Source organism: Nakamurella alba (assembly GCF_009707545.1).
Lineage (GTDB): Bacteria > Actinomycetota > Actinomycetes > Mycobacteriales > Nakamurellaceae > Nakamurella > Nakamurella alba.
The window spans coordinates 275,619-298,351 of sequence record NZ_WLYK01000001.1 but is presented as its reverse complement, the minus strand read 5'-3'; the positions used below and the strand labels follow the sequence as shown (position 1 = coordinate 298,351).

27 protein-coding genes and 2 tRNA genes are annotated in these 22,733 nt (G+C 70.1%); 12 read left to right on the top strand and 17 right to left on the bottom strand.

Going from position 1 to position 22,733, the window contains the following annotated elements; genetic code table 11:
* Positions 1-108 precede the first annotated feature (108 nt).
* From GIS00_RS01370 to glp, 7 genes are all read right to left on the bottom strand, one after another.
* Complete coding sequence (locus tag GIS00_RS01370) at positions 109-720, bottom strand: hypothetical protein (RefSeq protein ID WP_154766632.1); 612 nt, start codon at positions 718-720, stop codon at positions 109-111.
* Positions 721-1,337: 617 nt separating this feature from the next.
* The gene (arr, locus tag GIS00_RS01365; RefSeq protein ID WP_322097331.1) at positions 1,338-1,760 is read right to left on the bottom strand and encodes an NAD(+)--rifampin ADP-ribosyltransferase; all 423 of its coding nucleotides are present in this window, start codon (positions 1,758-1,760) and stop codon (positions 1,338-1,340) included.
* A 289-nt stretch (positions 1,761-2,049) separates the two neighbouring features.
* Positions 2,050-2,125 (bottom strand) — tRNA-Ala (locus tag GIS00_RS01360).
* Positions 2,126-2,214: 89 nt separating this feature from the next.
* Positions 2,215-3,030: a 2-phosphosulfolactate phosphatase gene (locus GIS00_RS01355; protein WP_322097330.1), complete on the bottom strand. Its 816-nt coding sequence runs from the start codon at positions 3,028-3,030 to the stop codon at positions 2,215-2,217.
* Complete coding sequence (gene sepX, locus GIS00_RS01350; protein WP_154766630.1) at positions 3,027-4,013, bottom strand: divisome protein SepX/GlpR; 987 nt, start codon at positions 4,011-4,013, stop codon at positions 3,027-3,029. The genes GIS00_RS01355 and sepX overlap by 4 nt, the downstream gene beginning before the upstream one ends.
* A 114-nt stretch (positions 4,014-4,127) precedes the next feature.
* The gene (locus GIS00_RS01345; protein ID WP_154766629.1) at positions 4,128-4,778 is read right to left on the bottom strand and encodes a GNAT family N-acetyltransferase; all 651 of its coding nucleotides are present in this window, start codon (positions 4,776-4,778) and stop codon (positions 4,128-4,130) included.
* Between the two features lie 11 nt (positions 4,779-4,789).
* Positions 4,790-6,013, bottom strand: coding sequence for a molybdotransferase-like divisome protein Glp (gene glp / locus GIS00_RS01340; RefSeq protein WP_154766628.1), 1,224 nt, complete (start codon positions 6,011-6,013; stop codon positions 4,790-4,792).
* 177 nt (positions 6,014-6,190) lie between these two features.
* On the opposite strand from glp, the gene GIS00_RS01335 reads away from it, so the two are divergent.
* The 5 genes from GIS00_RS01335 (at position 6,191) to GIS00_RS01315 (ending at position 9,285) form a co-directional block, all read left to right on the top strand.
* Positions 6,191-6,760, top strand: coding sequence for a 5-formyltetrahydrofolate cyclo-ligase (locus GIS00_RS01335; RefSeq protein ID WP_154766627.1), 570 nt, complete (start codon positions 6,191-6,193; stop codon positions 6,758-6,760).
* Positions 6,761-6,891: 131 nt separating this feature from the next.
* Positions 6,892-7,290 carry an FmdB family zinc ribbon protein gene (locus GIS00_RS01330; RefSeq protein ID WP_322097329.1) on the top strand — a complete coding sequence of 133 codons (399 nt, stop codon included), beginning with the start codon at positions 6,892-6,894 and terminating at the stop codon, positions 7,288-7,290.
* Between the two features lie 141 nt (positions 7,291-7,431).
* Positions 7,432-8,106, top strand: coding sequence for an SAF domain-containing protein (locus tag GIS00_RS01325; protein ID WP_230312713.1), 675 nt, complete (start codon positions 7,432-7,434; stop codon positions 8,104-8,106).
* A gap of 147 nt (positions 8,107-8,253) precedes the next feature.
* A complete protein-coding gene (gene mscL, locus GIS00_RS01320) occupies positions 8,254-8,697 on the top strand; it encodes a large conductance mechanosensitive channel protein MscL (protein WP_154766626.1) in 444 nt (147 codons plus the stop codon).
* A gap of 111 nt (positions 8,698-8,808) precedes the next feature.
* Complete coding sequence (locus GIS00_RS01315) at positions 8,809-9,285, top strand: GNAT family N-acetyltransferase (protein ID WP_154767771.1); 477 nt, start codon at positions 8,809-8,811, stop codon at positions 9,283-9,285.
* 202 nt (positions 9,286-9,487) lie between these two features.
* Here the strand turns inward: GIS00_RS01315 and GIS00_RS01310 are convergent, their stop codons facing one another.
* Positions 9,488-9,760 carry a hypothetical protein gene (locus GIS00_RS01310; RefSeq protein ID WP_154766625.1) on the bottom strand — a complete coding sequence of 91 codons (273 nt, stop codon included), beginning with the start codon at positions 9,758-9,760 and terminating at the stop codon, positions 9,488-9,490.
* A 63-nt stretch (positions 9,761-9,823) separates the two neighbouring features.
* Between GIS00_RS01310 and GIS00_RS01305 the strand changes: the two genes are divergently transcribed.
* Entirely contained in the window at positions 9,824-10,246 is a 423-nt protein-coding gene (locus tag GIS00_RS01305; RefSeq protein ID WP_154766624.1) for a hypothetical protein, read from the top strand.
* A gap of 174 nt (positions 10,247-10,420) precedes the next feature.
* On the opposite strand, the gene GIS00_RS01300 is transcribed toward GIS00_RS01305, so the two are convergent.
* Positions 10,421-10,927, bottom strand: a complete 507-nt coding sequence (locus GIS00_RS01300) for a MogA/MoaB family molybdenum cofactor biosynthesis protein (RefSeq protein WP_154766623.1) — start codon at positions 10,925-10,927, stop codon at positions 10,421-10,423.
* A gap of 277 nt (positions 10,928-11,204) precedes the next feature.
* On the opposite strand from GIS00_RS01300, the gene GIS00_RS01295 reads away from it, so the two are divergent.
* A complete protein-coding gene (locus GIS00_RS01295) occupies positions 11,205-11,849 on the top strand; it encodes a histidine phosphatase family protein (protein ID WP_154766622.1) in 645 nt (214 codons plus the stop codon).
* 3 nt (positions 11,850-11,852) lie between these two features.
* On the opposite strand, the gene GIS00_RS01290 is transcribed toward GIS00_RS01295, so the two are convergent.
* The gene (locus GIS00_RS01290; RefSeq protein WP_196073065.1) at positions 11,853-12,677 is read right to left on the bottom strand and encodes an alpha/beta fold hydrolase; all 825 of its coding nucleotides are present in this window, start codon (positions 12,675-12,677) and stop codon (positions 11,853-11,855) included.
* 155 nt (positions 12,678-12,832) lie between these two features.
* On the opposite strand from GIS00_RS01290, the gene GIS00_RS01285 reads away from it, so the two are divergent.
* From GIS00_RS01285 to GIS00_RS01275, 3 genes are read left to right on the top strand one after another with little or no spacing between them, the layout of a single operon-like run.
* Positions 12,833-13,444, top strand: coding sequence for a biotin transporter BioY (locus tag GIS00_RS01285; RefSeq protein ID WP_322097327.1), 612 nt, complete (start codon positions 12,833-12,835; stop codon positions 13,442-13,444).
* 19 nt (positions 13,445-13,463) lie between these two features.
* Positions 13,464-14,144: an energy-coupling factor ABC transporter ATP-binding protein gene (locus GIS00_RS01280; protein WP_154766620.1), complete on the top strand. Its 681-nt coding sequence runs from the start codon at positions 13,464-13,466 to the stop codon at positions 14,142-14,144.
* A complete protein-coding gene (locus GIS00_RS01275) occupies positions 14,141-14,737 on the top strand; it encodes an energy-coupling factor transporter transmembrane component T family protein (RefSeq protein WP_154766619.1) in 597 nt (198 codons plus the stop codon). Before GIS00_RS01280 ends, GIS00_RS01275 begins: the two co-directional genes overlap by 4 nt.
* 19 nt (positions 14,738-14,756) lie before the next feature.
* Here GIS00_RS01275 and GIS00_RS01270 read toward each other — a convergent pair whose 3' ends face one another.
* Positions 14,757-14,981: a putative acetyltransferase gene (locus tag GIS00_RS01270; RefSeq protein ID WP_154766618.1), complete on the bottom strand. Its 225-nt coding sequence runs from the start codon at positions 14,979-14,981 to the stop codon at positions 14,757-14,759.
* Positions 14,982-15,376: 395 nt separating this feature from the next.
* Here GIS00_RS01270 and GIS00_RS01265 point away from each other — a divergent pair, with 395 nt between their 5' ends.
* Positions 15,377-16,405 (top strand): lactonase family protein, encoded by a 1,029-nt coding sequence (locus tag GIS00_RS01265; RefSeq protein ID WP_196073064.1) that lies wholly within the window; start codon positions 15,377-15,379, stop codon positions 16,403-16,405.
* Here GIS00_RS01265 and GIS00_RS01260 read toward each other — a convergent pair.
* Genes GIS00_RS01260 through GIS00_RS01250 form a run of 3 tightly spaced genes read right to left on the bottom strand, consistent with a single transcriptional unit; the run spans position 16,398 to position 18,908 of the window.
* The gene (locus tag GIS00_RS01260) at positions 16,398-16,919 is read right to left on the bottom strand and encodes an O-acetyl-ADP-ribose deacetylase (RefSeq protein ID WP_154766616.1); all 522 of its coding nucleotides are present in this window, start codon (positions 16,917-16,919) and stop codon (positions 16,398-16,400) included. The two genes, GIS00_RS01265 and GIS00_RS01260, sit on opposite strands and share 8 nt — an antisense overlap.
* Positions 16,920-16,921: 2 nt before the next feature.
* Positions 16,922-17,563 carry an HAD-IA family hydrolase gene (locus GIS00_RS01255; protein ID WP_154766615.1) on the bottom strand — a complete coding sequence of 214 codons (642 nt, stop codon included), beginning with the start codon at positions 17,561-17,563 and terminating at the stop codon, positions 16,922-16,924.
* 22 nt (positions 17,564-17,585) lie between these two features.
* Positions 17,586-18,908, bottom strand: coding sequence for a hypothetical protein (locus GIS00_RS01250; protein ID WP_154766614.1), 1,323 nt, complete (start codon positions 18,906-18,908; stop codon positions 17,586-17,588).
* A 297-nt stretch (positions 18,909-19,205) separates the two neighbouring features.
* Here GIS00_RS01250 and GIS00_RS01245 point away from each other — a divergent pair.
* Positions 19,206-19,278 (top strand) — tRNA-Arg (locus GIS00_RS01245).
* Positions 19,279-19,802: 524 nt separating this feature from the next.
* Here the strand turns inward: GIS00_RS01245 and GIS00_RS01240 are convergent.
* The 3 genes from GIS00_RS01240 to GIS00_RS01230 all read right to left on the bottom strand — a co-directional run bounded on the left by GIS00_RS01240 (position 19,803) and on the right by GIS00_RS01230 (position 22,719).
* Positions 19,803-20,315 carry a flavin reductase family protein gene (locus tag GIS00_RS01240; protein WP_154766613.1) on the bottom strand — a complete coding sequence of 171 codons (513 nt, stop codon included), beginning with the start codon at positions 20,313-20,315 and terminating at the stop codon, positions 19,803-19,805.
* A 105-nt stretch (positions 20,316-20,420) separates the two neighbouring features.
* Positions 20,421-21,503: an ABC transporter substrate-binding protein gene (locus GIS00_RS01235; RefSeq protein WP_154766612.1), complete on the bottom strand. Its 1,083-nt coding sequence runs from the start codon at positions 21,501-21,503 to the stop codon at positions 20,421-20,423.
* A 61-nt stretch (positions 21,504-21,564) separates the two neighbouring features.
* Positions 21,565-22,719, bottom strand: coding sequence for an LLM class flavin-dependent oxidoreductase (locus GIS00_RS01230; RefSeq protein ID WP_154766611.1), 1,155 nt, complete (start codon positions 22,717-22,719; stop codon positions 21,565-21,567).
* Positions 22,720-22,733 lie beyond the last annotated feature (14 nt).

The window sequence follows — 22,733 nt, the reverse complement described above, 5'->3', positions numbered from 1 at the left end:
ACGACTCTGCGCTGATCGGCTCATCGTCACCCGATCGAGGAATTCAGTCGCGATCCGCCGCAACGCATCGCCTGCCGGCCGTACCGATCCTGCCGGTGGCACCGAGATTCAGCGGATCACCGGAGCGAGCTCCTCGACACCCGCAGTCGCGCCCTCGGTACAGGTCGCGAAGGGGACGTCCATCGGGTACGACGTGAGGAGCACCAGGATGTAGCGCTGGGCGTGACCCACCAGGCCCGTGGTGTTCACGACGCGCCGTTGGCGCGACGAACCCCAGCCCTGTTTGATCCACCATTCCCTCCCGGGCAGGGCGTCGGGTATTCCGAAGTACTGGTCGAAGCCGTCTGCCGCGATCTCTGTGGCTCCGCCCGTGCTGTCGAGGATGGTCTCCCTGATGCTCGCCGGCGCCTGGGTCAGGATCCACGACCACAACCGCGCGACGTCGAGCGCGTCGATGCGCGTCGACCCCCACTGCCCCGGGGAGTCCGGCGCGGACAGGGTCGGCAGGTGCATCAGATCCTGCATCCGGTCGATGATCCGGGTCTCGCCGCGCTGGACCCACAAGGCACTGGCGATGGTGTCATCGCTCTTCGCCAACATTTCCCGGACACGAGCGGCGCTGTCCGATGGGGCATTGCCGTCGAGCAACAGATCGATTCCGATCAGTAATTTCACCACGGAGGCGGTCGGAAATGTCTCGCTCGCGTTCGCGGTGGCCACGCAGCCGCCTTCTGCCTGTCGACGAGTGCCATTCCCGCCGCCGCATGGGCGGTATGATCTTTCACCGTTCGGACCACCCTATTCACCGCATCCTGAACGGTGCGATCGCATTGCCGCTGCGGAATCTGCACCGTCGCCGGCATGTCGGAACTCTCCACGGACCTCCCGCAGCCCGACAGCAGGCCGGCGAGGCCGACCGCGACGACGGCAAGAACACCCAATTTCACGGACAACGATTGCCGGACGGATGCCACTGATTGCGTTTTCACAGGATTGCCATTTCATTGTCGAGCGGAACGATGAAATGAAGCTAGCCCGACGACAGAAACATCGGATCCGCCCGAGGTAGGGGTTCGGACTCGTACCCAGGTGGTGATCCCCGCTCCGATCTCCACCCGTGGTACCGCCCCGGCCGACGAGCCTTCGCGGCCTCTCCGGCCGGTCCCTGCATCACCGGTCGCAGTGTCCGTCACGCCGATGGGCACGGCACAGGTCGGCTTCCGGCGTTCGCGATCAGGAGAGGTCACCGGCATGCCCGGCCTTGCCGCCCGCATCGACGAGTGGCTCCGCGCCCGTGCCGTACCGCCGTTCGGTGGTCCGCGAGGAGTTTCACGGACTCAGTTGACGATCTCGCCTCGCTGATCCGGTGGCAGCGAGATCAGGCGATCCCGCCACGCCTGCAGTGCTTCGGGTGTCAGCCGCGTCCAGGCGGTGACCTCACCCACGACCCGCAGCGGCGCCGTGCTGCGATAGGACCGGGTCGGATTGCCGGGGAACTTCTTGTCCGTCACGTTCGGGTCGTTCTCGAAAGCTCCCGTGGGCTCGACGACGTACACCCGCGGCGACGCCCCGCCGCCCACCAGTTCGGCGGCCAGTTCCGCGGCCAGCCCGCCACCATCGGGCAATGCGGTGAAGTACACGTGGTTCATCAGCACCTCGGGCCGGTAATTCGACGGCCTACCCGGGACCAGCAGGTCACCGACCTGCAGATCCGCCACGGTCCCGTGGAAAAACGGCCCGGCGTCCAACGGTGCCGACACGCACTCCACCTCCTCGGTCCCCGTTCGTGGGCCCGTCGATCCGCATCCGGTCGAAGGCCCCTGCACGGAGTGCTCGGGACACCCACGGACCAGCATGACACCAACGATCCCCGGGGGCCCGTGGCGCCGGCGCTGCGTCCGACATGGGTGGTGGGTGACGACGCTCCGGCCGGATCACTGAGTCGCTCAGGGAAGTGTGCCCAAAATGTGCCCACGAGACGGAGAAGAGCCGGTGCCCTAGACCTCGACACCGGCTCTGACCTGCGTCAGCACTTCATTCAACGCAGTGTGGTGGAGCTGCGGGGAATCGAACCCCGGACCTCTTCGATGCGAACGAAGCGCGCTACCAACTGCGCTACAGCCCCGCGTCGCGGATCTCCCCGCGATGCCCAGCAAGGATAGCAGCCGATCACCCGGCACCCGACCAGCCCGCAAACGGCAGGGAAACGCCAGCTCAGGGCAGGGAGCCGGCGCGGAAGACCTCGCCGTCGAGCACCGGCACGGCGGTGGACATGTCGAGTTCGGCGGCGACGTCGATCTCGTCGCCCCAGCCGTCGCCGATCAGTTCCTGACCGGAGGCGCAGGCCCGCAGCATCGCCGGCACGGACTCCTGGACGGTGTGCACGCCCAACGGGTCGAGCAGCGCCCGGTAGCCCGCCGCGGCGGCCTCGGCCTCCGGGGAGGCACCCTGCAGTCCGGCGTCGAGCAACGCGGCGATCACCGCGCCGGCGCCCCACAAGTCCTCGACCGCCGGCCGCAACTGATCACCCGGCCACCGCTCTCCTGCCGCCACCACGGCGATCGGCCGGTCACCGGCGTGCGCCCAGGCCCAGGCGGCCACCGAGCGGGCGTTGCGCAGGCAGGCACCGACCACCGCGGCGTCGCCGTCGGCGAGGCGCTTGCTGATCGCGGAGCCGTTGGGCGAGGGCAGCACCAGCGCGTCGCCCGGGGACAACCGCCCCTGCTCGACGGCCCGCCGGATCGACAGTGGCGACAGGCTGATCCCGGTCTCCCCGGCCTCGCTCCGGCCGACCGCCAGCATCGCACCGCGCTGCGCCGCGAAGGACGCCGCGGAGGCGTCGCGGAAGAGATAGGGGTGCACGACGAGGTCGTTCTCCACCGCGACCGAGAGCGTGGTGGTGAAGGACAGCACGTCCACGACGACGACCACCCCGGCACCCTCGGAGATGGCGGTGGCGCCGGGAAGTCCCCAGTCACAACGGATGCGGGCGGCGGCCTGCTGGTGCGCGCCCGTCGGCGCGGCGGTCACTCCCCGACAGCTCGGCGGTAGGTGATCGGCTCGTAGTACTCGAGGTCGTCGAACGCCGGGTCGTCGTCGTCGAGATCGACGATCTGCCGCGTGCGGTGGTACGAGACCGGCGGCAGCGTGCTGGGCCGCGGGGCGGACGGATCCGGCAGCGACTCGTTGTACGGGTTGTACTCGTCGCGCGGGTGGTACTCGGGCCGGATCTGGCGCGCCCGGCGGAGTCTCGCGGTCCGGCGCGCCCGGATGTCCGCCTCCACCTTGACCTGCCGGCGCAGGTAGGTCAGGTAGCCGACGAGCAGCAGTCCGAAGAACCCGGTGGCGAACCACACCGGCTTGACCAGGAAGTACGCCGCGGCACCCGAGACCAGCGTCAGCAGCAGCAGGGTCAGCGTGACCCGGCGACGGCGCCGGTACCGGAAGGCCCGGGTGATCTCGGCCTGCTCGGGGTCGTAACCACCGCGGCCGCGCCGGTGCGGGATCGGGCGGTAGCGCTCATCGTTCTCGTACGAGTACCCGGAATCCGAGCCGTAGGAATCGGTCTCGTAGGAATCGGTCTCGTAGGACTCGCTCTCGTAGGCGTCGGCCTCGTGGGCGTCGGTGCGGCCACCGGACAGGCCGGCCGACCGGCGCGCACCGGCCCCCACCAGCTCACGGCGGCGCGGGGCCGGCTCCTCCTCGGGGTCGTCCCCCTCGAGATCGTCGAAGTCGTCCTCGGTGTCGAGCAGCTCTTCCTGCAGCTCCTCGAGATCCTCGGCGGAGTCGGTCTCGGTGAACTCGTCGTCGGCGTCGTCCTCGTCGGCCCGCCTGTGCCGCAGGAAGCCGTTGCGGCGCTGCCGGCTCTCACCGCGACGCAGCACCCGGAAACCGCCGGTGCCTTCGTCCTCGGCCTCCGGTACCGCCTCCCGTCGCCGCGAGACCATCGGCACCAGGACGGCCAGCCAGGCGATGACCAGCAGGCCGACGGCGACGGACGTGGGAATCGACACCTCCGTGCCTCCTTCGGTTGATCGTGCCGACCGAAGGCCGGGACTGCTGGATCTGCTCGCGATGAACGCTAGTCACAGGAGTCCCTCTGGTACCGGCGACACGCGGGCGAAAGATCAACCTGTGCTCGAGGCTTGTCCGGCCAGGACGCCCGGCAACCGCCCCTCCCACTCCTCCGCCGTCAGCGCGAACAGCAGGTGGTCGGTCCAGCTCCCACCGACGTCGAGGTAGCGATGCAGCACACCCTCCTGCCGGAAACCCAAGTGCCCCACCACGGCCCGGCTCGGCGTGTTCGTCGGCGCGATGGTCGCCTCCACACGGTGCAGTCCCATCGGACCGAAGGCGTGGCTGAGGGCCAGCGCCACCCCGACGGTGGCCACCCCGCGGCCGTGCCGGCTCGAGTCCACCCAGTAGCCGATCCAGCCGGACTGCAGCGCGCCGCGCTGGATCCCGCCGAGGGTGATCTGGCCCGCGAACTGCTCGTCCACGGTGACCGCGAACGGCGCCGCCTCACCGCGCCGGGCCGCCATCCGCAGCACCGACCGGTGACCGGCCCACATCGCCCGGCTGTGGCGTTCCGGCCAGCCGTGTTCGCTGCTCGCGTCCCACGGGGCGATGAACCGCTCGTCCCGGATCCGCATCTCGCGCCAGTCCTTGCCGTCCCGGCGGCGCAGCGGGCGCAGCCCGACCAGACCCGCGCGCACCTGCACCGGGCCGACCACCGCCGGCCAGCCCGGGCGGCCGGCCAGCGGCCGCGGCTGTGTCATCGCATCCGGTCTCAGGCCCGCTGGGCCAGGAACGACACGGCGACCTCGCCGCCGGTCGGCACGTCGGTGACGGCCTCGTCGATCAGCACCAGGCAGTTGGCCTCGGCAAGCGAGGCGAGCAGGTGCGTACCGCCGCCGCCCAGCACGTGCACCAGGTATTCGTCGTCCTCGTCGCGCATCAGCTGGCCGCGCAGGAACTGCCGGCGTCCCACCGGCGACGAGATCGGCTCGAGCGTGCGGGCGGTGACGGTGCGCCGGTAGGGGTTCCGGCGTCCGAGCATGACCCGGAGCATCGGCCGGACCATCACCTCGAACACCACCAGTGCGGACACCGGGTTGGCCGGCAGCAGGAAGGTCGGCACCTGGTCCGGGCCGAGCCGGCCGAACGCCTGGGCCGACCCGGGTTGCATGGCCACCCGCTCGACGTCGAGCTCGCCCAGGTCCGACAGCGCCTCGGCCACCTGCTCGCCGCTGCGGCCGCCCGCCCCGCCGGCGATCAGCACGATCTCGGAGACCAGCAGCCGGGCCTCCACCATCTCCTTGAGCCGGCGCGGTTCGCCCGGTGCGATGCCGACCCGGTTGACGTCGGCGCCGGCGTCACGGGCGGCGGCGGCGAGCGCGAAGGAGTTGACGTCGTAGACCTGGCCCGGGCCTGGCGTGCGGGAGACGTCGACCAGTTCGTCGCCGACCGAGATGATCGACAGCCGCGGCCGCGGGTGCACCAGGACCTTGTCCCGGCCGACCGCGGCCAGCAGGCCGACCTGGGCGGCACCGATGAAGGCGCCGGAGCGCACCGCGACGTCTCCCGGCTGCACGTCCTCGCCGGTCCGCCGGACGTACTGCCCGGACCGGAGCGACGCGGTCACCGACACCCGGGCACCGGTGCTGTCGGCCGAGGACCGCGGGACCACGGTGTCGGCGATCGTCGGCAGCGGGGCGCCGGTGGAGACGTAGACGGCCTGCTGCGGCTGCAGCCGGTGCGCGGCCCGGGTGCCGGCGGCGATCTCACCGACCACCGGCAAGGTGATCGGGTTCACCGGGGACGCACCTTGGATGTCCACCGACCGCACCGCGTACCCGTCCACCGCGGCCTGGTCGAAGGACGGCAGGGCGGCGCTGGCGACGACCTCCTCCGCACACAGCAGACCTTGGGCCTCGGAGATGGCGACCCGGACCGGCTGCGGGGTGACCGCGGCGGACAACACCAGGTCGAGTTGCTCGGTGACACTCCTCATCGGGCGGACCTCCGGTGGCCCGGCCCGGCGACACCGACCACGTCCATGACGTCCGTGGTTCCCCGGGAACCGGCGGGCATGCCGATGGCGCGGTGCAGGTGCATAGCGCCTCACGCTACTGTGCCGCGCCGCGCGGACCAGGCAGGCCGGTGCGGCACACGCCGTTAGGGTCGGGGCGTGCACAATCCCGTTCCCGGCGGCAAGCAGTGGTGGCGCGCCCGGGTGGGTGCCGCACGCAAGGGCATGGACCTCGAGGACCGCGCCCGCGCACGGGCCCGCAACCGGGACCATGTCGCCGGGGAACTGTCCGATGGGACGGTCTGCGCGTTCCACCCGCTGCCGAGCGAACCGCTGGATGCCGGCGTGCTGGACGACCTGCATGGGGCCAGCACCACCGTGCTGGTCCCGGTGACCGGGAAGGACGCACCGCTGGACTGGGTCCGGTACCCGGTGCCGACGGTGCCGGGCAGCTTCGGCATCGAGCACCCGCAGGGCTCGCTGCTCGGTCCCGCCGCGATCGCGGGCGCGGACGTCGTGCTGGTCCCGGCCTTCGCGATCGACCACTCGGGGCGCCGTCTCGGCCGCGGCGGCGGCCACTACGACCGCTCCCTCGCGCTGCTCGAGGCCGCCACCCGGATCGTCGCGGTGCTCTACGACGACGAGTTCGTGGACCGGCTGCCGGACGAGCCGCACGACATCCGGGTGCACGGGATCGTCCGCCCGTCGACCGGGCTGACCTGGCTCTGACCTGCCTGTTCCGGGCGGTCGTTTGCGGCGGAGGGCACGCCCGGCGCATCATCGACCTGGCACTCGTGGTGGTGGAGTGCCAGCACGGGCCCGGTGGATGCGCCTGTGGACGATCTTTCCCGGAGGTTGACGTGCCCACGTACCAGTACGCCTGCACCCAGTGCGGCCATCGCTTCGAGGCCGTGCAGGCCTTCACCGACTCCGCACTGACCGAGTGCCCGGAGTGCGGCGGCAAGCTGCGCAAGGTCTACGGGTCGGTCGGCGTGGTGTTCAAGGGCAGCGGCTTCTACCGCAACGACGCCCGTTCCGACAGCAAGAGCTCGTCCGGATCCACCAGCAGCTCCTCGAGCAGCGAGTCCTCCGGCAGCTCGGACTCGAAGCCGGCCGCGAAGTCGGACAGCTCCTCCTCGACCCCGGCCTCCTCCGGGTCGACCTCCGCCGGTTCCTCGTCCTCGGCATCGGGCGGTTCGTCGTCCTCCACCGCAGCGTCCTCGGGATCCTCGAGCAGCAGCTCCCCCGCCAAGAACTGACAGCCCGGGTCGTCCGGGCGACCACCGGCCGCCGACGCCGCGCGCGGAGCGTCCGTGCCGATCTGTCCACAGGCTCCGATCGATCCACAACCGCAGCGGGCAGTGCTGCCCCGCCACCTCCCGGCTGCCTACCGTCGCGGCATGGTGATCCCCGGATGGCTGCGCGCGGTGCCCGGTTCGGCCCGCTCGGTCCGGGCGTCGCCCGGCGACCGGCTGATGACACGCGCCCGCATGCGACGCCGTGGCGGTGTCCGGGCCCGCCGGGTGCGCCGGCTGCTGGCGCTGGTGCTGGTCGGGATCGCGGCGGTGCTCGCGCTGCGTGAGCAACAGCCCGGTTCCGGCGAGAGCACCGTGCTGGCCTGGGCCCGCGACCTTCCGGTCGGGACCGTCGTGGCACCGGGCGATCTCGTGGCCGTCGCGCTCCGGGCACCACCCGACGGTGCACTCACCGATCCCACTGCTGTCCGGGGCCGCACCCTCAACGCTCCCGTCCGTCGCGGCGAGGTGCTGACCGACGCGCGGCTGGTGCCGGCGGGCGGACCGGACGCCGGCCCCGGGCGGGTGGCGGTCCCGGTCACCCCGGCCGATCCGACCACGGTGGCGCTGCTGTCCCCCGGTGTGCACGTCGCCGTTCTCACCGTGGACGACGACGGCAACCCGACGCTGCTCACGGCTGATGCGGTGGTTGTGGCACTGGTGCCACCGACCGACGATCCGCGACGTCCGGATGCGGTGGTGCTGGCGGTCGACATCTCCGTTGCAGACATCGTTGCCGGTGCGACCCTGGCCGATCGGGTGACGTTGCGATTCAACTGATGTCCCGCAACGATCACGCCACTCACGCGGCGTAACATCCGCCCCGACCAGCCGGTGCGGGGCGGCGGATCCCGCCCCTCGTCCGGCACCGGTCGGCTGTGCCGCATCGTCCCCGCACCGCAGGTGCCGACCGGAAGAGAGACACTGATGCTCAAGGGTTTCCGCGACTTCATCATGCGCGGCAACATCGTCGAACTGGCGATCGCCGTCGTCATCGGTACCGCGTTCACCGCGATCGTCGCGGCGTTCACCAGCGCGATCATCCAGCCGATCATCAACTCCATCGGCGGTCAGGGAGCGGCGGACGGCCTGGGCTTCCGGATCCTGAGCGACAACCCGGACACCTTCGTGAACATCGGCGCGGTGATCAACGCGATCATCACGTTCCTGATCACCGCCGCGGTCGTCTACTTCATCTTCGTGGTGCCGATGAACAAGATCAACGCCCGGTTCAAGAAGGGCAAGGAGGAGACGCTGGCCGCGGCTCCCACCGACGTCGAGCTGCTGATCGAGATCCGCGACCTGCTCAAGGCCCAGCACGACGGCCCGCTGCCGACCACCGTCAAGGACTCGCCCACCGACACGGTCTGATCCGACGACGACCCAGGGTCATCGCCTCGTCCGGCAGCACCTGTTGACGAGCGACCACCCGGCCGACGACATCTGTTGAGCACCAACAATTCCGCAGCCCTGATCCGGGAGATGGCCGCCGCCGACTGGCCGGCCGTCTCCCGGATCCATGCTGCCGGGATCGCCACCGGGGACGCCACTTTCGAGCTCGCCCCGCCGGCCTCCTACGACGCCTTCGATGCTGCACGGCTCCCCGCGCACCGGTTCGTGGCCGTCGACCCCACGGCCGGAGGTGTGGTCGGTTGGGTGGCGGTGTCCGCCGTGTCGGCCCGGCCGGCGTACGCCGGGGTCGTCGAGCACTCGGTCTACGTGGACCCGACGTCCGGCGGACGCGGGATCGGCCGGCTGCTGCTCGACACCCTGATCGCCTCCACCGAGGCCGCCGGGATCTGGACCATCCAGTCCGGCATCTTCCCGGAGAACGCCGCGAGCCTGGCGCTGCACGCCCGGGCGGGGTTCCGCATCATCGGGGTCCGCGAGCGGGTCGGGCAACTGCACGGGGTCTGGCGGGACGTGCTGTTGCTGGAGCGGCGCAGCGCGGTGGTCTGAGCCCGCGGCGGGGGCAGTGTCGGCAGGTGGACGTCCACCGTCGGCCCGACCCGGTTCTCCCCGCCGTGGGACCACAGCGACAGCCGCGGTGGGCGCAATGGTGCCGCCACGGGTGGAGCATCCCGTCGGCCCGGCCCGGGGTGACAGTCGTGTTTCCTGCGGTCCGACGAGTTCCGGCGTGCCGTTCGCGGGACGGGCGCCGTCAGCCGCCGTGGTGCGGCGGCCTGTTCTCGCGGTACCAGTCGTCGGTACCCCGCGATTCCGACCGCTCCGGCAGTTCGTCGCGGGTCACCTCCGGCAGCGTGGTGCCGAAAATGCGGTCCAGCAGCGCCTTGTCGATCGGCGGGCGGGGCGTGACCGCCACAGGGTCCGGCGTGGTGGCGACGGTGTCCGCCGGTCCGGCGTCGGGGTCGGTGCCCTGAGCCGGATCCGGGTCATCCCCTGTGGCCGGTGCTGCGTCGCCGGGTACGGTCATGGTGTCAGCCTGCCACTCGTGGCCCGTCGCTGTGCCGGGCCCTGCCCCCTCAGGAGATGCCCGATGAGCTTCGTCGAGAAGGCCGTCGAACAGGCCAAGGACACCGCCGGCGAGGTCGGCGAGAAGGTCAAGGACGTCGCCGGCACCGTCACCGAGAAGGTGACCGAGGTCGCCGGCACCGTGGGCGACAAGGTCGCCGAGGTCGCCGGGCCGGCGTGGGACAAGGCCAAGGACGTCGCGGAAACCGTGGGCGAGAAGGTCGCCGAGGTGGCCGGTGCCGTCGGCGGGAAGATCGCCGACGTCGCGGGCGACGTCAAGGACAAGGTGTTCGGCGGCGGCGATGCCGCCGATGCCACTGACGCCGCGGAGAAGGCAACTGTGAAGGCCACCGACAAGGCCGAGGCGGTGGCCGCCGAGCAGGCGGAGAAGGCGTCGGAGCTGGCGAAGGCCGCGGCCGACAAGACCCGCGAGGCGACCGAGAAGTAGCGCGCTGCTGCCGGACCCGGTGCTGCTCGCGGGTCCGGCGCTGCCGCGCGGGTGCTGCTCCGGCTACGAGACCGGGCGTGCCGACGTGATGCTCGCTGGTCCGGCCGCCGCCAGGCACTGCTCCGGCGACGAGACCGGGGCGCGCCTTCGTGATGCCCGAACCGGCGGCCGGTCCTAGATCTCCGGGTCGGAGAGCTCCTCGATCACGTGCTTGGCCAGCGGGATCAGCGTCGCCAGGCCGTCCCGGATCGCGGTGCGCGACCCGGCGACGTTGGCGACCATGGTCGACCCGGACACCCCGACCAGCCCGCGGGAGATCACCGCGTCGGTGACGCCGGCGGCCATCCCGGACCAGCGCAGCGCCTGCGCCACACCCGGCAGCTCACGGTCGAGCACCTCGCCGGTGACGTCCGGGGTCACGTCGCGCGGGGACACACCGGTGCCGCCGACGGTGACCACCAGGTCGACACCGCCGATGACGGCGGTGTTCAGCGCGTTGCGGATGTCGCCGGCGTCGGAGGCGATGGTGACCGAGCCGTCGACGACGAACCCGGCCTCGGTGAGCAGCTCGGTGACCAGGGCGCCGGCACCGCCGTCACCTTCGCCGTGCACCAGCTGATCGGTGATCGAGACGATGAGTGCGCGCCCGGCATGGGTCGTGGTCGGACCTGTCGACGGCATCGCTACGTCCCCTCGTTCTACGCCGCCCTCCCGGCGAGTGCGGCGTCCGCAGAGCCTATCGGTGCGGGCGGACAGCGGGCCTATCGGTGTCCGGCGCCGGGTCCGCCTCCACGAGTGGCCGTGGGGCCGGCGATGAGCACGCCGCCGACCGGGCAGAGGCGCGCACCGGCCGGCCGTCGTGCCCCGCCTGCCGGGGTGTCGCGCTCGGCCGGCGGGTTCGGTGTGCGGGACGAGGTCTACCGGTGTCCGCGGACGGCGGCCGGGCATCATCGGGGCCATGCGGTTGATCCTGCTGCGGCACGGCGAGTCCGAGGGCAACGTGGACGAGACCCTGTTCTGCAGCGTCCCCGACCACGCGATGGTGCTGACCGACCGTGGCCGCGAGCAGTCGGAGCGGGCCGGCATCCGGTTGGGGGAGGTGATCGGCGACGACCCGATCGACGTGTACGTCAGCCCCTACCGCCGCACCTGGCAGACCTGGGAGTTGCTCGGGCTGCAGGACCGCACCCGGCGGATCCGCGAGGAGCCCCGGCTGCGCGAGCAGGACTGGGGCAATCTGCAGGACCCGGCCTGGCAGCAGGCGCAGAAGGCCGAGCGGAACAGCTTCGGCCACTTCTACTACCGGCTGCGGTCCGGCGAGTCAGGGGCGGACGTGTTCGACCGGCTGTCCGGCTTCTTCGACGGGTTGCTCGGACCGCACGCGGTCTGGCCGCGGGGAGCCGACGGGACCGGTTACCGACCCGGCGAGACGGTGGTGTTGGTCACCCACGGCCTGGCGATGCGGCTCGCCTGCATGGCACTGATGGGCTGGACCGTCGAGCAGTTCGAGTCGCTGTCCAACCCGGGCAACGGCGACTTCCGGATCGTCACCCGGCACCGCGACGGGTGGGAGCTGGACCGACCGTTCGACACCTGGCGCTGAGGGTCAGCGCGCCGGGGTCCGCGGATCGGTGAGGAACTCGGCGACCCGTTCCCGGAACAGCGCCGCCGTCACCACCGAGATGTGATCCCGCCCGGGCACCTCCAGCCACCGGGCGTGCGGCAGCGACGCGGCCCAGGCCTGAGCGGCGTCGTCGATCGGATCCAGCGCGCCGGTGACCACCAGCGTCGGCTGCTGCGGGGGTGGCGCGGCCCGGGCCAGGGCCGGATCGACGGACAGCCCGGCCACCAGTGCCCGCAGGGCGGTCAGGTCGTTCGACGGCGTCGCGGCCGCGATGGCCGCCAGCCTGGTGGCCCCGCGGTGCTGCTCCCCCACCGCCGGCGGGCCGCCGATCTGCGCGAATGCCTGGTCGACCGCGTCCGGCGGAAGGTCCTGCAGCAGCGGGGTGCCGGCGTAGCCACCGATCACCATCCGGCGCACGGCCAGCCGGCCCGGCCGGTGCGCGAGCTCGCAGACCAGCCGACCGCCGAGGGAGTAGCCGACCAGGTCGACCGGTCCGGCGAGTTCGGGCAGGGCAGCGGCGACGGCACGCAGGTCCGCCAACAGGGTGTCGAGGCGGTACCGGGCGGGGTCGTGCGGCCGGTCGGAGCCGCCGTGCCCACGCAGGTCGACGGCGATCGCGGTGATCCCGGCCCGGCCCAGGGTGCGCAGCCAGCCGGTGCGCTCCCAGTTCGCCGCGCCACCGGACCCGAACCCGTGCACCAGCAGCACCGGCGGCCGCGGGGCGCCGACCTCGGCGGGTCGGGTCACCCGCACCGCGATCGTCGTCCCGTCGTCGGAGTGCACCGGGAACTGCTCGGACTCGCTCACCGGCTCCATCCTTCTCCTCGGTGGCACGGGCGACGGCACGGGGCGTGCGTGCGCGGTCTCACGGGCCTGCACGGTGGGTTTACCCCGAAGTAGCCCCTACAGTCCCAACGTCACGGTGGTGCGCCGTTGCCCGCCGATGTCGATGAGGAGAGCCCGTGGCCGACCGCAGGACCACCGCGCGCGATCTCGCGCAGATCGCCGTGTTCGCCGCGCTGATCGCCGCTCTCGGCCTGACCGGCACCCTCTACCTCGGCGGCGGCACCGCCGTCCCGATCACCCTGCAGACCCTCGGCGTCATGCTGGCCGGCGCGATCCTCGGGCCGCGCAAGGGTTTCCTGGCCGTGCTGGTCTTCGAACTGCTGGTGATGACCGGTCTCCCGCTCCTGTCCGGTGGCCGCGGCGGGATCGGTGTACTCGCCGGCCCGACGGCCGGCTACCTGATCGGCTGGCTGCCCGGTGTGTTCGTCGTCGGCTTCCTCACCAAGCGCATCCTGCCGCGCTACCCGCTCTGGCTCGGGATCGTCGTCACGGCGATCGGCGGCGTGCTGGTCATCTACACGATCGGCACGATCTGGCTGATCGCGAAGGGCATCGCACCCGGCGTCGCCATCAGCAGCAACGTGAACTTCCTGATCGGCGATGCGATCAAGGTGGTCGTCACCGCCCTGGTCGCCAAGCAGGTGCACCGGTCCTACCCGGGTCTGATCGGCGGCGTGCCCGCCCGGTCGCCCCTCGCCGGGCGCCCGACCGCGTCGCTGGAGAAGTGACCGCGCCGGTCGGGGGCGCATGAGCGAGATTTGTTTCGCCGGTGTGCACCACTGGTTCGGGGAGCGGGTGGTGCTGGACGGCATCGACCTGACCCTCGCCGAGCCGCGGGTGGGTGTGGTGGGCGCCAACGGTTCCGGCAAGTCGACGCTGGCCCGGATGATCAACGGGCTGGTGACGCCGTCGCAGGGCACGGTGACCGTCGACGGCCTGGACACCGCCCGCGAGGGCAAGCAGGTGCGGCGCCGGGTCGGGTTCGTCTTCACCGACCCGGACAACCAGATCGTGATGCCGACGGTTGCCGAGGACGTGGCGTTCTCGCTGCGGAAGTCGGGGCTGCCGAAGGACGAGATCCGTTCCCGGGTGGACGATCTGCTGGAGCGGTTCGGCCTGGCCGGGCACGCCGATCATCCCGCGCATCTGCTGTCCGGTGGGCAGAAACAACTGCTGGCGCTGGCCGCGGTGCTGGTCGCCCGGCCGGCGGTGATCGTCGCGGACGAGCCGACCACGCTGCTGGACCTGCGGAACTCCCGCGAGGTCGCCGGGATCCTGTCGACCCTTCCGGAGCAGGTGGTGCTGGTGACCCACCAGCTGGACCTGCTGGACGATTTCGACCGCGTGGTGGTGGTGCACAAGGGTCGGATCGCCGCCGACGACACCCCGGCGGTGGCGGTGCGCCGCTATCGGGAGCTGCTCGGATGATCGGCCTCTACCACCCGGGACATTCGCTGCTGCACCGACTTCCAGCCGGACCGAAGCTCCTGCTGCTGCTCGTCGCGGTGGTGACCCTCACCCTGCTGCGGCAGCTGTGGCAGCTCGGGATCGCGGCGCTGGTGGTGCTGCTGCTGATCCCGGTGACCCGGTTGCCGTGGCGACTGGTATGGCAGCAGCTGAAGCCGATGCGCTGGTTCGTCCCGATCGTCTTCGGCTTCCAGTGGCTGCTGGTGGACCTGCGGTCCGCGGTCATGGTGTGCGGCGGGCTGGTGCTGGCGGTGGCGCTGGCCGCGCTGGTCACGCTGACGACCCGGGTGACCGCGATGCTTGACCTGATGCAGAAGCTGCTGCGGCCGCTGCGCCGGTTCGGGGTCGATCCGGACCGGGTCGGGCTGGTGCTGGCGCTGACCATCCGGTGTGTGCCGTTGCTGTCGGAGATCGTGCGCCAGGTGCAGGAGGCCCGGATTTCCCGCGGGGTCGGGTTCTCATTGCAGGCGCTGGTGGTGCCAGTGGTGGTGCGGGCCTTGCGGTCCGCCGATGCGATCGGCGATGCGCTCGTGGCCCGCGGCGTCGACGACTGATCTCCTGGCCGCGGCGGGCTCACCGGCCGCGGCGACGGCGGACGTCGGGTGGCGGCGGGATCTCCTTGCCCGCGACGACCGCGGTCCACGCGATCCGCACCGGGCCGTACTTCGTCCCGACCGTGCAGCCGTTGTCGTCCCGTTCCAGCAGCTCACCGAGCGCATCAGTGGCGCTGCCGCCCTCCAGCCGGTGCCGGATCACCACGCGGGTGCCGAGCGGCAGCGTCAGCAGCGGGTGGGTCATCCTCGGGTCACCGGGGCCTCCGATTCTGAACATCGCGTGGCCCTGAGGGGCACTGGATGTTCACGATCCGCGGGGTTCGCGGCGGGCATCGCGTGTGCGACTGGCCGTTGATCAGCCCTTGCCGCCCGGCCCGCATCACCCGTGGCCGGCAGAGCCCCGCCGGCCACCGCGCCTCGCGGGTTGTCGAGATCACCACTGGCCGCCCGGCCCGCATGACACCGTGGCCGGCGGAGCCTGCCGAGCAGCGCGCCTCGCGGGTTGTCGTGATCACCACTGGCCGCCCGGCCCGCATGACACCGTGGCCGGCGGCGCCCCGCCGGGCAGCGCGCCTCGCGGATAGTCGTGATCACCACTGGCCGCCCGGCCCGCATCAAGCACTGTGGCAGATTAGTCCGATGCCGCCCGCACCCCAGTTGATCGCTCTCGGGACGTACACCAAGAGCACCGGCGGGCGAGGGCCCGGGGTCCGGACGCTGTGGTGGACCGGGGATCCCGCGACCAGCACCTTCGCCGGCACAGCCGCGATCGCCTCACCGTCGTTCCTGTGCGCGCACCCGTCCCTTCCCCTGATCTACGCGGTGGGCGAGCTCGACCAGGGTGTGATCACCACGATCGCGGTCGACAACGGCCAACTCTCGGTCATCGACGAGCAGCCGACCGGCAGCAGCGCGCCCTGCCACCTGGCGTTCACCCCGGACGGTCGGCACCTGGTGATCGCCGGCTACGGGTCGGGCGATCTCACGGTCTTCGGCGTGAACGAGTCGGGCCGGCTGACCGGGCGGACCGAGCTGCTGGCCCACCAAGGCCGCGGTCCGCACCCGATCCGCCAGGACGCCCCGCACGTGCACCAGGTGGTCGCTGCACCGGACGGCGAGATGCTGGCCTGCGACCTCGGCAACGACACGATCACCGGCTACCGGGTCCAACCGGACGGCACACTCTCCCTACGCGATCTGGTCAACGCCCCCGAAGGCAGCGGTCCGCGCCATCTCGCCCTGTCGGCCGACGGCGAGACCGCCTATGTGACAGCGGAACTGGACTCCGGCCTGCTCTGGTACGAACGCGACGGCCAGGGTCCGTGGGTGTTGCGGTACCGCGTCCCGTCCACCGGGCCGGTGACGCCGCTCGAGAACAACCTGCCCTCGCACGTCGCCTTCACCGCCGACGAGCAGTACCTATTGGTGGCGAACCGCGGAAACGACGTGCTGTCGGTGTTCGACGTGGGCGGCGGCGAACCGATTTTCGTCGGTGATGCGCCGACAGGTCGCAACCCGCGTCACTTCTCGATCGTCGGTGATCACGTACTGGTCGCCGCCCAGGATGACGACGCCATCACCGTGCTCCGCCTCGACGAGTACGGGACGCTCACTCCTGCGGACTCCCTGGACCTGGGCAGCCCGACCTGCATCCTCCCGCTCAGCTGAGCAGTTCCCCCGCCACGTCTTCCGCAATCGCGAGCAGGGCCGGATCGAACAGCACCAGCGTGGCGGTGACGACCTTGCTCGGGGTGTCCCGCAGCGCGGTGAGGGCCTGCACGATCGCGTCGCGCTTCGGCCAGCCGTAGACACCGGCCGAGATCAGCGCGAAAGCCACGGTCCGGGCGCCGATCTCGTCCGCGACGGCGAGGCTGTTGCGGTAGCAGTCGCGCAGCTGCTCGGTCTGCGCCGGGTCACCGTTGTGGACGGGCCCGACGGTGTGGATCACCCAGCGCGCCTGGAGTTTGCCGCCGGTGGTGGCCACCGCCTGCCCGGTCGGCAGGCCGCGCCGGTACTTCTCGGTGCGGCGGAGTTCGCGACAGGCATCCATGATCGCCGGGCCGCCGGCCCGGTGGATCGCACCGTCCACCCCTCCCCCGCCGGCCAGCCCGGAGTTCGCGGCGTTGACGACCGCGTCGACGTCGAAGGTGGTGATGTCGCCGGTGGCGAGCGTGATCTCCATGATCAGTACGTCACGATCACGCCGAGCCGGTCCGCGGAGAACTCGACCTCGGTGAGGTTGCGGACCATCGGCACACCGAGATCCCTGTGGTTGGTGGCAATCCCGATGACTGGTACGCCGGCGGCCTGTGCGGAGGCGACCCCGGCCGGCGCGTCCTCGAAGGCCAGGCATTGCGCTGGGGGCACGCCCAGCTTCTGCGCACCCATCAGGTACGGCGCCGGATCCGGCTTGCCGAGGCTGACATCATCCGCGGTCACCAGGTACTTCGGCTGCGGCAGCCCGGCCGCGCGCATCCGCGAGGTGGCGAGCCGGACGCCGCCGCTGGTGACGATCGCCCATCGGTTCAGCGGCAGGTGGTCCAGCGACTCGATGGCGCCGGGGATCGGCATGACGTCGCCGGTGTCCGTGGATTCCGCCTCGAACATGAACTGGTGCCAGTGCTCGATCTCGTCGGGGTCCATGTCGGGTCGGAGCCGCGCCAGCACCTGCCGGACCGGGATGCCGTGGATCCAGTCGGCGATGTCCTCCCACGGCATGTCGATGCCCGCGGCCAGCTTCTGCCAGTTCCGCTCCACCGAGGCCGTCGAGTCCACCAGCGTGCCGTCCAGGTCGAACAGCAGCCCCTGCACCACCAGTTGCGTCATACCCGTGAGCCAAGCACACCGCTCACCGGCGCTGTGTCCGGCGCCGGGCGAGCAGGACCAGCGCGCCACCGGCGAACAGGGCGAACAGCCCGACGGCTCCGGGCCCACCGACCTGCACACCGGTGGCCGACAGCTGCGGTCCGGGCTGTTCACCTTCGGCCACACCGGGCAACGATTCAACGTCGGTGCCGCCCGTGGGGAGTGCCTGGATCGATGTGCTTCTCGTGGGGGTCGGGGCAGCCACCGTCGATGACGACGGTGGCATCGAAGCGGAGACAACGGCAGTCGAGGGAGGCTCGGTCGTCGTGGAGGTGGTCGTCGTCGGACCGTCCGACACAGTTCCGGTGCTTGTGACAGTGGATGGCGGAACAGAGGTCACGACCGTAGACGGCGGCGCCACTTGCGGAAGCCCACACGAGTCACCGACCGAGAAGTTCGTGATGATGCGGTTGTCCGTGGGCGACGAGAAGAGGAACTCCCAGGGCTCCTGTTGGATCCAGGTCCATTCACTCCACTCCTCGAGGACCTCCGTCGGGTCACAAGGATCGGTCGAACCCGGCCCGGCGGGCAGCAGGGTGTGCACGAAAGTCAGGGAACCACCCACAGGCAGGTCATCGATGTGTACGAAACCGATGTAGTCGTTGTAGTCGCCACCATCCCAGACCTGGCTGAGCGTCGGGCACACAGCGCCACCGGCGGGCGTGCACGACTCCCAACGGGCGACCAGCTGCGGCACGCGGTCTGTCCGTGGCCCGAATAGCTCGGTGACCAACACCAATGGGTAGGGCAGCGGATCAGGACCGACCCATGTCACGGTGGTGGTCACACTGATCGGCAAGCCCGGTCGAGCGACCAAGGAGCTGAAGCTAGAGGTGTGCTCGATCTCCAGAGGTGGACAGTCCGGCATCGTCGGCGTGTCCAGCGGGAGACCCATCTCGTTGTTCGAATAGTCGATGTCCGGCTCCGTCTCGGAGACCACCTCTGCAGGATCGACGCGGCCATAGACATAGGTCGCCGGCGGGCCGCAACGCACACCGGTTGTTCGCTCCACGGCGACGAAGCTGTACTTGACGACGAACGCGGCACCCGCGTCCAGACCGCTGAGATCCAGCGACCAGACATCGGTCCAGGCGGTCGACGTCGACGTCCGCTCGTGGAAGACCATGTCCACAGGACAGCCCACTGTGTCGACGTCGATCCACACCCCGGATGACGCCTCGCATGACAACAGAGTGAAGTTCGCGCCGTCGATGACCGGATCGCTGTCGGAAGACATGGACGAGAACGCATGCAGCGCCCCAGAGGCATCCGGGCCATCGTTGGCCACCACCGACGTGACGACCACCGTCTGTCCTGGTTCGACGGACGCGCTGTCCGTCGAGATCACTATCGAGAGATCAGATTCAACGGGTGCAGCTGAGACCGGAGTGGCTGCTGGACCGATTGCCAACCCGGCCATAGCCGCAACCACGACGGCCGTCCGGACCCGGAGTTCCTTCATCCGATCCCCCTCCCCCTCGGCCGGCCAACTCAGCCGGTCAGGCATGGATGATGGCAGCGGGGCCGTGCTCCGACCAGCCGCCGAACGAGGTGTCGCCGGTTCGTTCGGCGGCGCCCCGAACGGCTACTCTGGACCCGCCCCGCCCTCATAGCTCAGGGGATAGAGCATCGGTTTCCTAAACCGTGTGTCGTAGGTTCGAATCCTACTGGGGGCACGTTTGACCAGGTCACAGGCCTGCACGTCTTCGGAGTCATCCGCTGCTAGGGTTCCAGCCAGGATTTGTCCATGCCAAACGACGGCGATCCTGCTCCAGGAGCCTTTCGACGGCTTGTCGATGCCTTTCATCGGTGCTGGTCAGCCCGCTCCGACGCACGGTCACCGGCCGAACCTACTAACCGTCAGTTGGCGGGTTCGGGTGCCTGCCATACGTCGGAGCGGGCTGACCAGCACCGATGGAAGTCGTTGAAGGCGCCGGAGCATCAACGAGCAGACTGAATCAGGAGGATGTCTGCCCGGCCACCCGCGACCGAGAGCAGTGAAGGGTGACCCGCGCAGAACGTCGCCGCGGTGGCCAGCCGCATCCCGGGGAAGTCATCGCCCGTGGCGCTGCGGAGGTCCCCAGTGGTTGCTGTCGGGAACGGTTCCTCGAGGAGAGCGACATGACCCGTCTGGTTGAGTCGCTTGAAACGGGATCGAACGAGATCCCGCTATGGGGAATGCGATCTTCGCGCGAGCGAACTATGAGATCGAGGCCAAGGTCCCGAATGCGCTCCGGAAGAACACCAGCGGATCCGCAGTCGACTCCTGCGAGAGTGCACGCACTCGACCCACCACAAGAAGGTGATCCCCCGCCGGATGTTCTGCCTGGAAGTCACATTCGATGACTGCAGCGACACCTCTGATCACGGGAGCACCCGACAGCCCTGGACGATGCTCGACGTCATTCCACCTGTCGATGCCACTACGTGCCATCTGTCGGGCCAGATCCTCCTGGTTAGCGGACAGGATGTTCACCGCGAACCGGCCGGCCTGACGGATCTTGGGGTAGGACTTGGAGGCGGCCGACGGTGAGAAGGCAACCAGCGGAGGGTCGAGGGACAAGCTGAAGAACGACTGACAGGTCATGCCGATCAGTTCCCCGGCCAAGCAGGCGGTCACCACGGTGACACCGGAGCAGAAGCTCCCCACCACCGAGCGGAACTGAGCGGCGTCGAAGGGACGCTCGTCCGCAATGTCGGGCACGACGTCCATACCCAAACCTTTCAAGCCTGACTACCGGAGATGTACGACGAAGTTTCCTGCCCCGCCGAGCATCCCGGTCGGGAGAAGCACGTAGTGGCCTGATCGGCCGGCCGATCAGCCTTGCGCTCCGGTCGCGGACGTCGGCGCCGATCCCGCAGCAGCCACGGACTGTTGGCAACCGGCGTTGACCGAGGTGTCGTAGGGCGGAGGCTCCTTGCCGTACCAGAGCTGCTGCTGTGCCCAGACCTCCGGGGTGATCGCCACCGACGCCGGCCAGATCTTGGTCATGTACCGGTCGTAGGTCTCCTGTGCCTGGGCATCCGTGAACCCCAAGGCCGACTTCATGTCCGTCATCAGCGCCTCTTTGCTGGCCGGGTCGAGTGCCCAGTCGCGGATCTCCTGCGCACCGCGGCAGAAGGTCTGGATGACATCGGGATGGGCCTCGGCGTACTCGCAGGTCGTCGCATAGAGACTCTGCACGGCGCCCTGACCGGGAGCGTCCGGCGTGCCCGCCAGGTCGACCACGGTCTGGTAGTTCCCGGCTCCGAGCACCACGTCGGCCGGAGGGGTCATGTACAGAATGTCGACCTGCTTGTTCTGCAACGCCAGCGCGGCCTGCTGCGGTGCTCCGACCGCGACATACGTGACGTCGGAGGGCTTCAGCCCTGCATCCGCGAGGACCAGGTTGGTGATCGACTCCTGAGAACCGCCGAGCGACACCACGCCCACCGTCTTGCCCTTGAGGTCGAGGGCGCTGGCGGGATAGGCCTCGCCCTGGTGGGTCAGCGGCAGGTCGGGCAGGCTGATCAATGAGCTGACGACGGCATTGTTCGCGGTGAGGAACTGCAGGCATTGTCCTTGCGCCATCAGCCCGAACGCGGCGTTCGGCACCTGCAGGGCGATGTCGGCCGAGCCGCCGGCCAGGGCCGAGGCCAACTCGGCCCCGCTTGCGGCAGAGGCGATCTGAGAGACGTTCCAGTTCGCAGTGGAGAAGACTCCCGCGGCCTTGGCCTGCTCCTCCAGTTGCAGGAGCGGCGAGGTCGCCCCGGGTCCGACCATGAAGGTGAACGAAGCGGCTGTCGAGGCCTCGGAGCCACCAGATGATGAACTGGTCGAGCCGCAGCCGGCCAGTAGGGCCGCGGAGATCGCGGTGATGACGGCGCTTGCGATGATGCGTCGGTGCGGGTTGTGCGTCATTGCATACTCCCGGGTGGTCGGTGGTCGAACAGGGTTCGAAGAGCAGTTGCTGCAGAAGGGATCACACGCGCAGGCCGGCTTCGACCAGCAGTGGCAGGAGTTCCTGGTGGAACTGGGCGATCCCCTCGTCGTAGTCGATCCAGGTCAGTCCGAGTCCGTCCAGTCCGAGTTCGGACAGCCAGGCGAGCTTGTCGACGATCATCTCCGGCGTGCCGACGATCGGGAGTTGGCGACCACTTGCACTGAGTTTGGCGATCAGCTCGGCCCCTTCACCGATGTTGGCGTGCGATCCGGACGCGTTGCCCAGCAGCGTCTCTGCGAAGCGCCGGATGCCTTCGACGTCGGCGTTCGCATCGACGAACCGGGCCACGTATTCGGAGGCTTCCTGGACCGTCGGGCGACAGACGAGCAGTGCTGTCCCCCAGATGGACAGTGGCCGAGCGGCGGCCGTGGCCGCGGCACGGAGGTCGGCCACGATCGTGGCAACATCAGGGGAATTGATCTGGATGAACATGATGTCGGCCCGGCGCAGCGCGAAATCCTTCCCGGCCGCGCTCATTCCGGCGTTCATGATGAGCGGGCGGGGTGTCGACATCGGCTTCGGCTCGGATGCCAGCCCGCGCAATTGGAAGAACTGGCCCTCGTGGTCGAACTCTTCGTCCGTCGCCCACAGCCGGGTCACCACTTCGGTCCACTCGTCGGCATAGGCGTAGCGGGCGTTGCCGTCCAGTTCCGGGAGCCCGAACATCCGGAACTCCGGCATGATCCACCCTGACACCACGTTCAAACCCCAGCGGCCGCCGGCGATGTGATCGATGGTGGCGCCTGCCTTGGCAGCGAACACCGGGTGCACCATCGGCACCATGCAGCTGGTGAAGACGGTGATCGACTCCGTCACCGCGGCGACACCTGCCGCCCAGGTGAAGGTGTCGAGTGAGCGGTCCCAGAATCCGCTCTCCGAGCGGAAGCCCTTCCACCTCACGACCGGCACAGCGGCCTCGAACCCGGCCCGGTCGGCGGCGACCACGAGCGAACGCGCTTCGTTCCAGTTGCCCACCACGGGCGGCCCGTCCAGGGTGGTCAGGACTCCGGCGCCGCCCGACAAGTTGGGGCCGAACACGGCGAGCTTCAGCTTGTTCGGGCCTCCCAGCAAACGGCTCCCTGCGGTGGGGACGGTCCGGTCGAGCACAGCGCGGTGGTTCGAGAGCTTGTTCATCGATTGGCATCTCC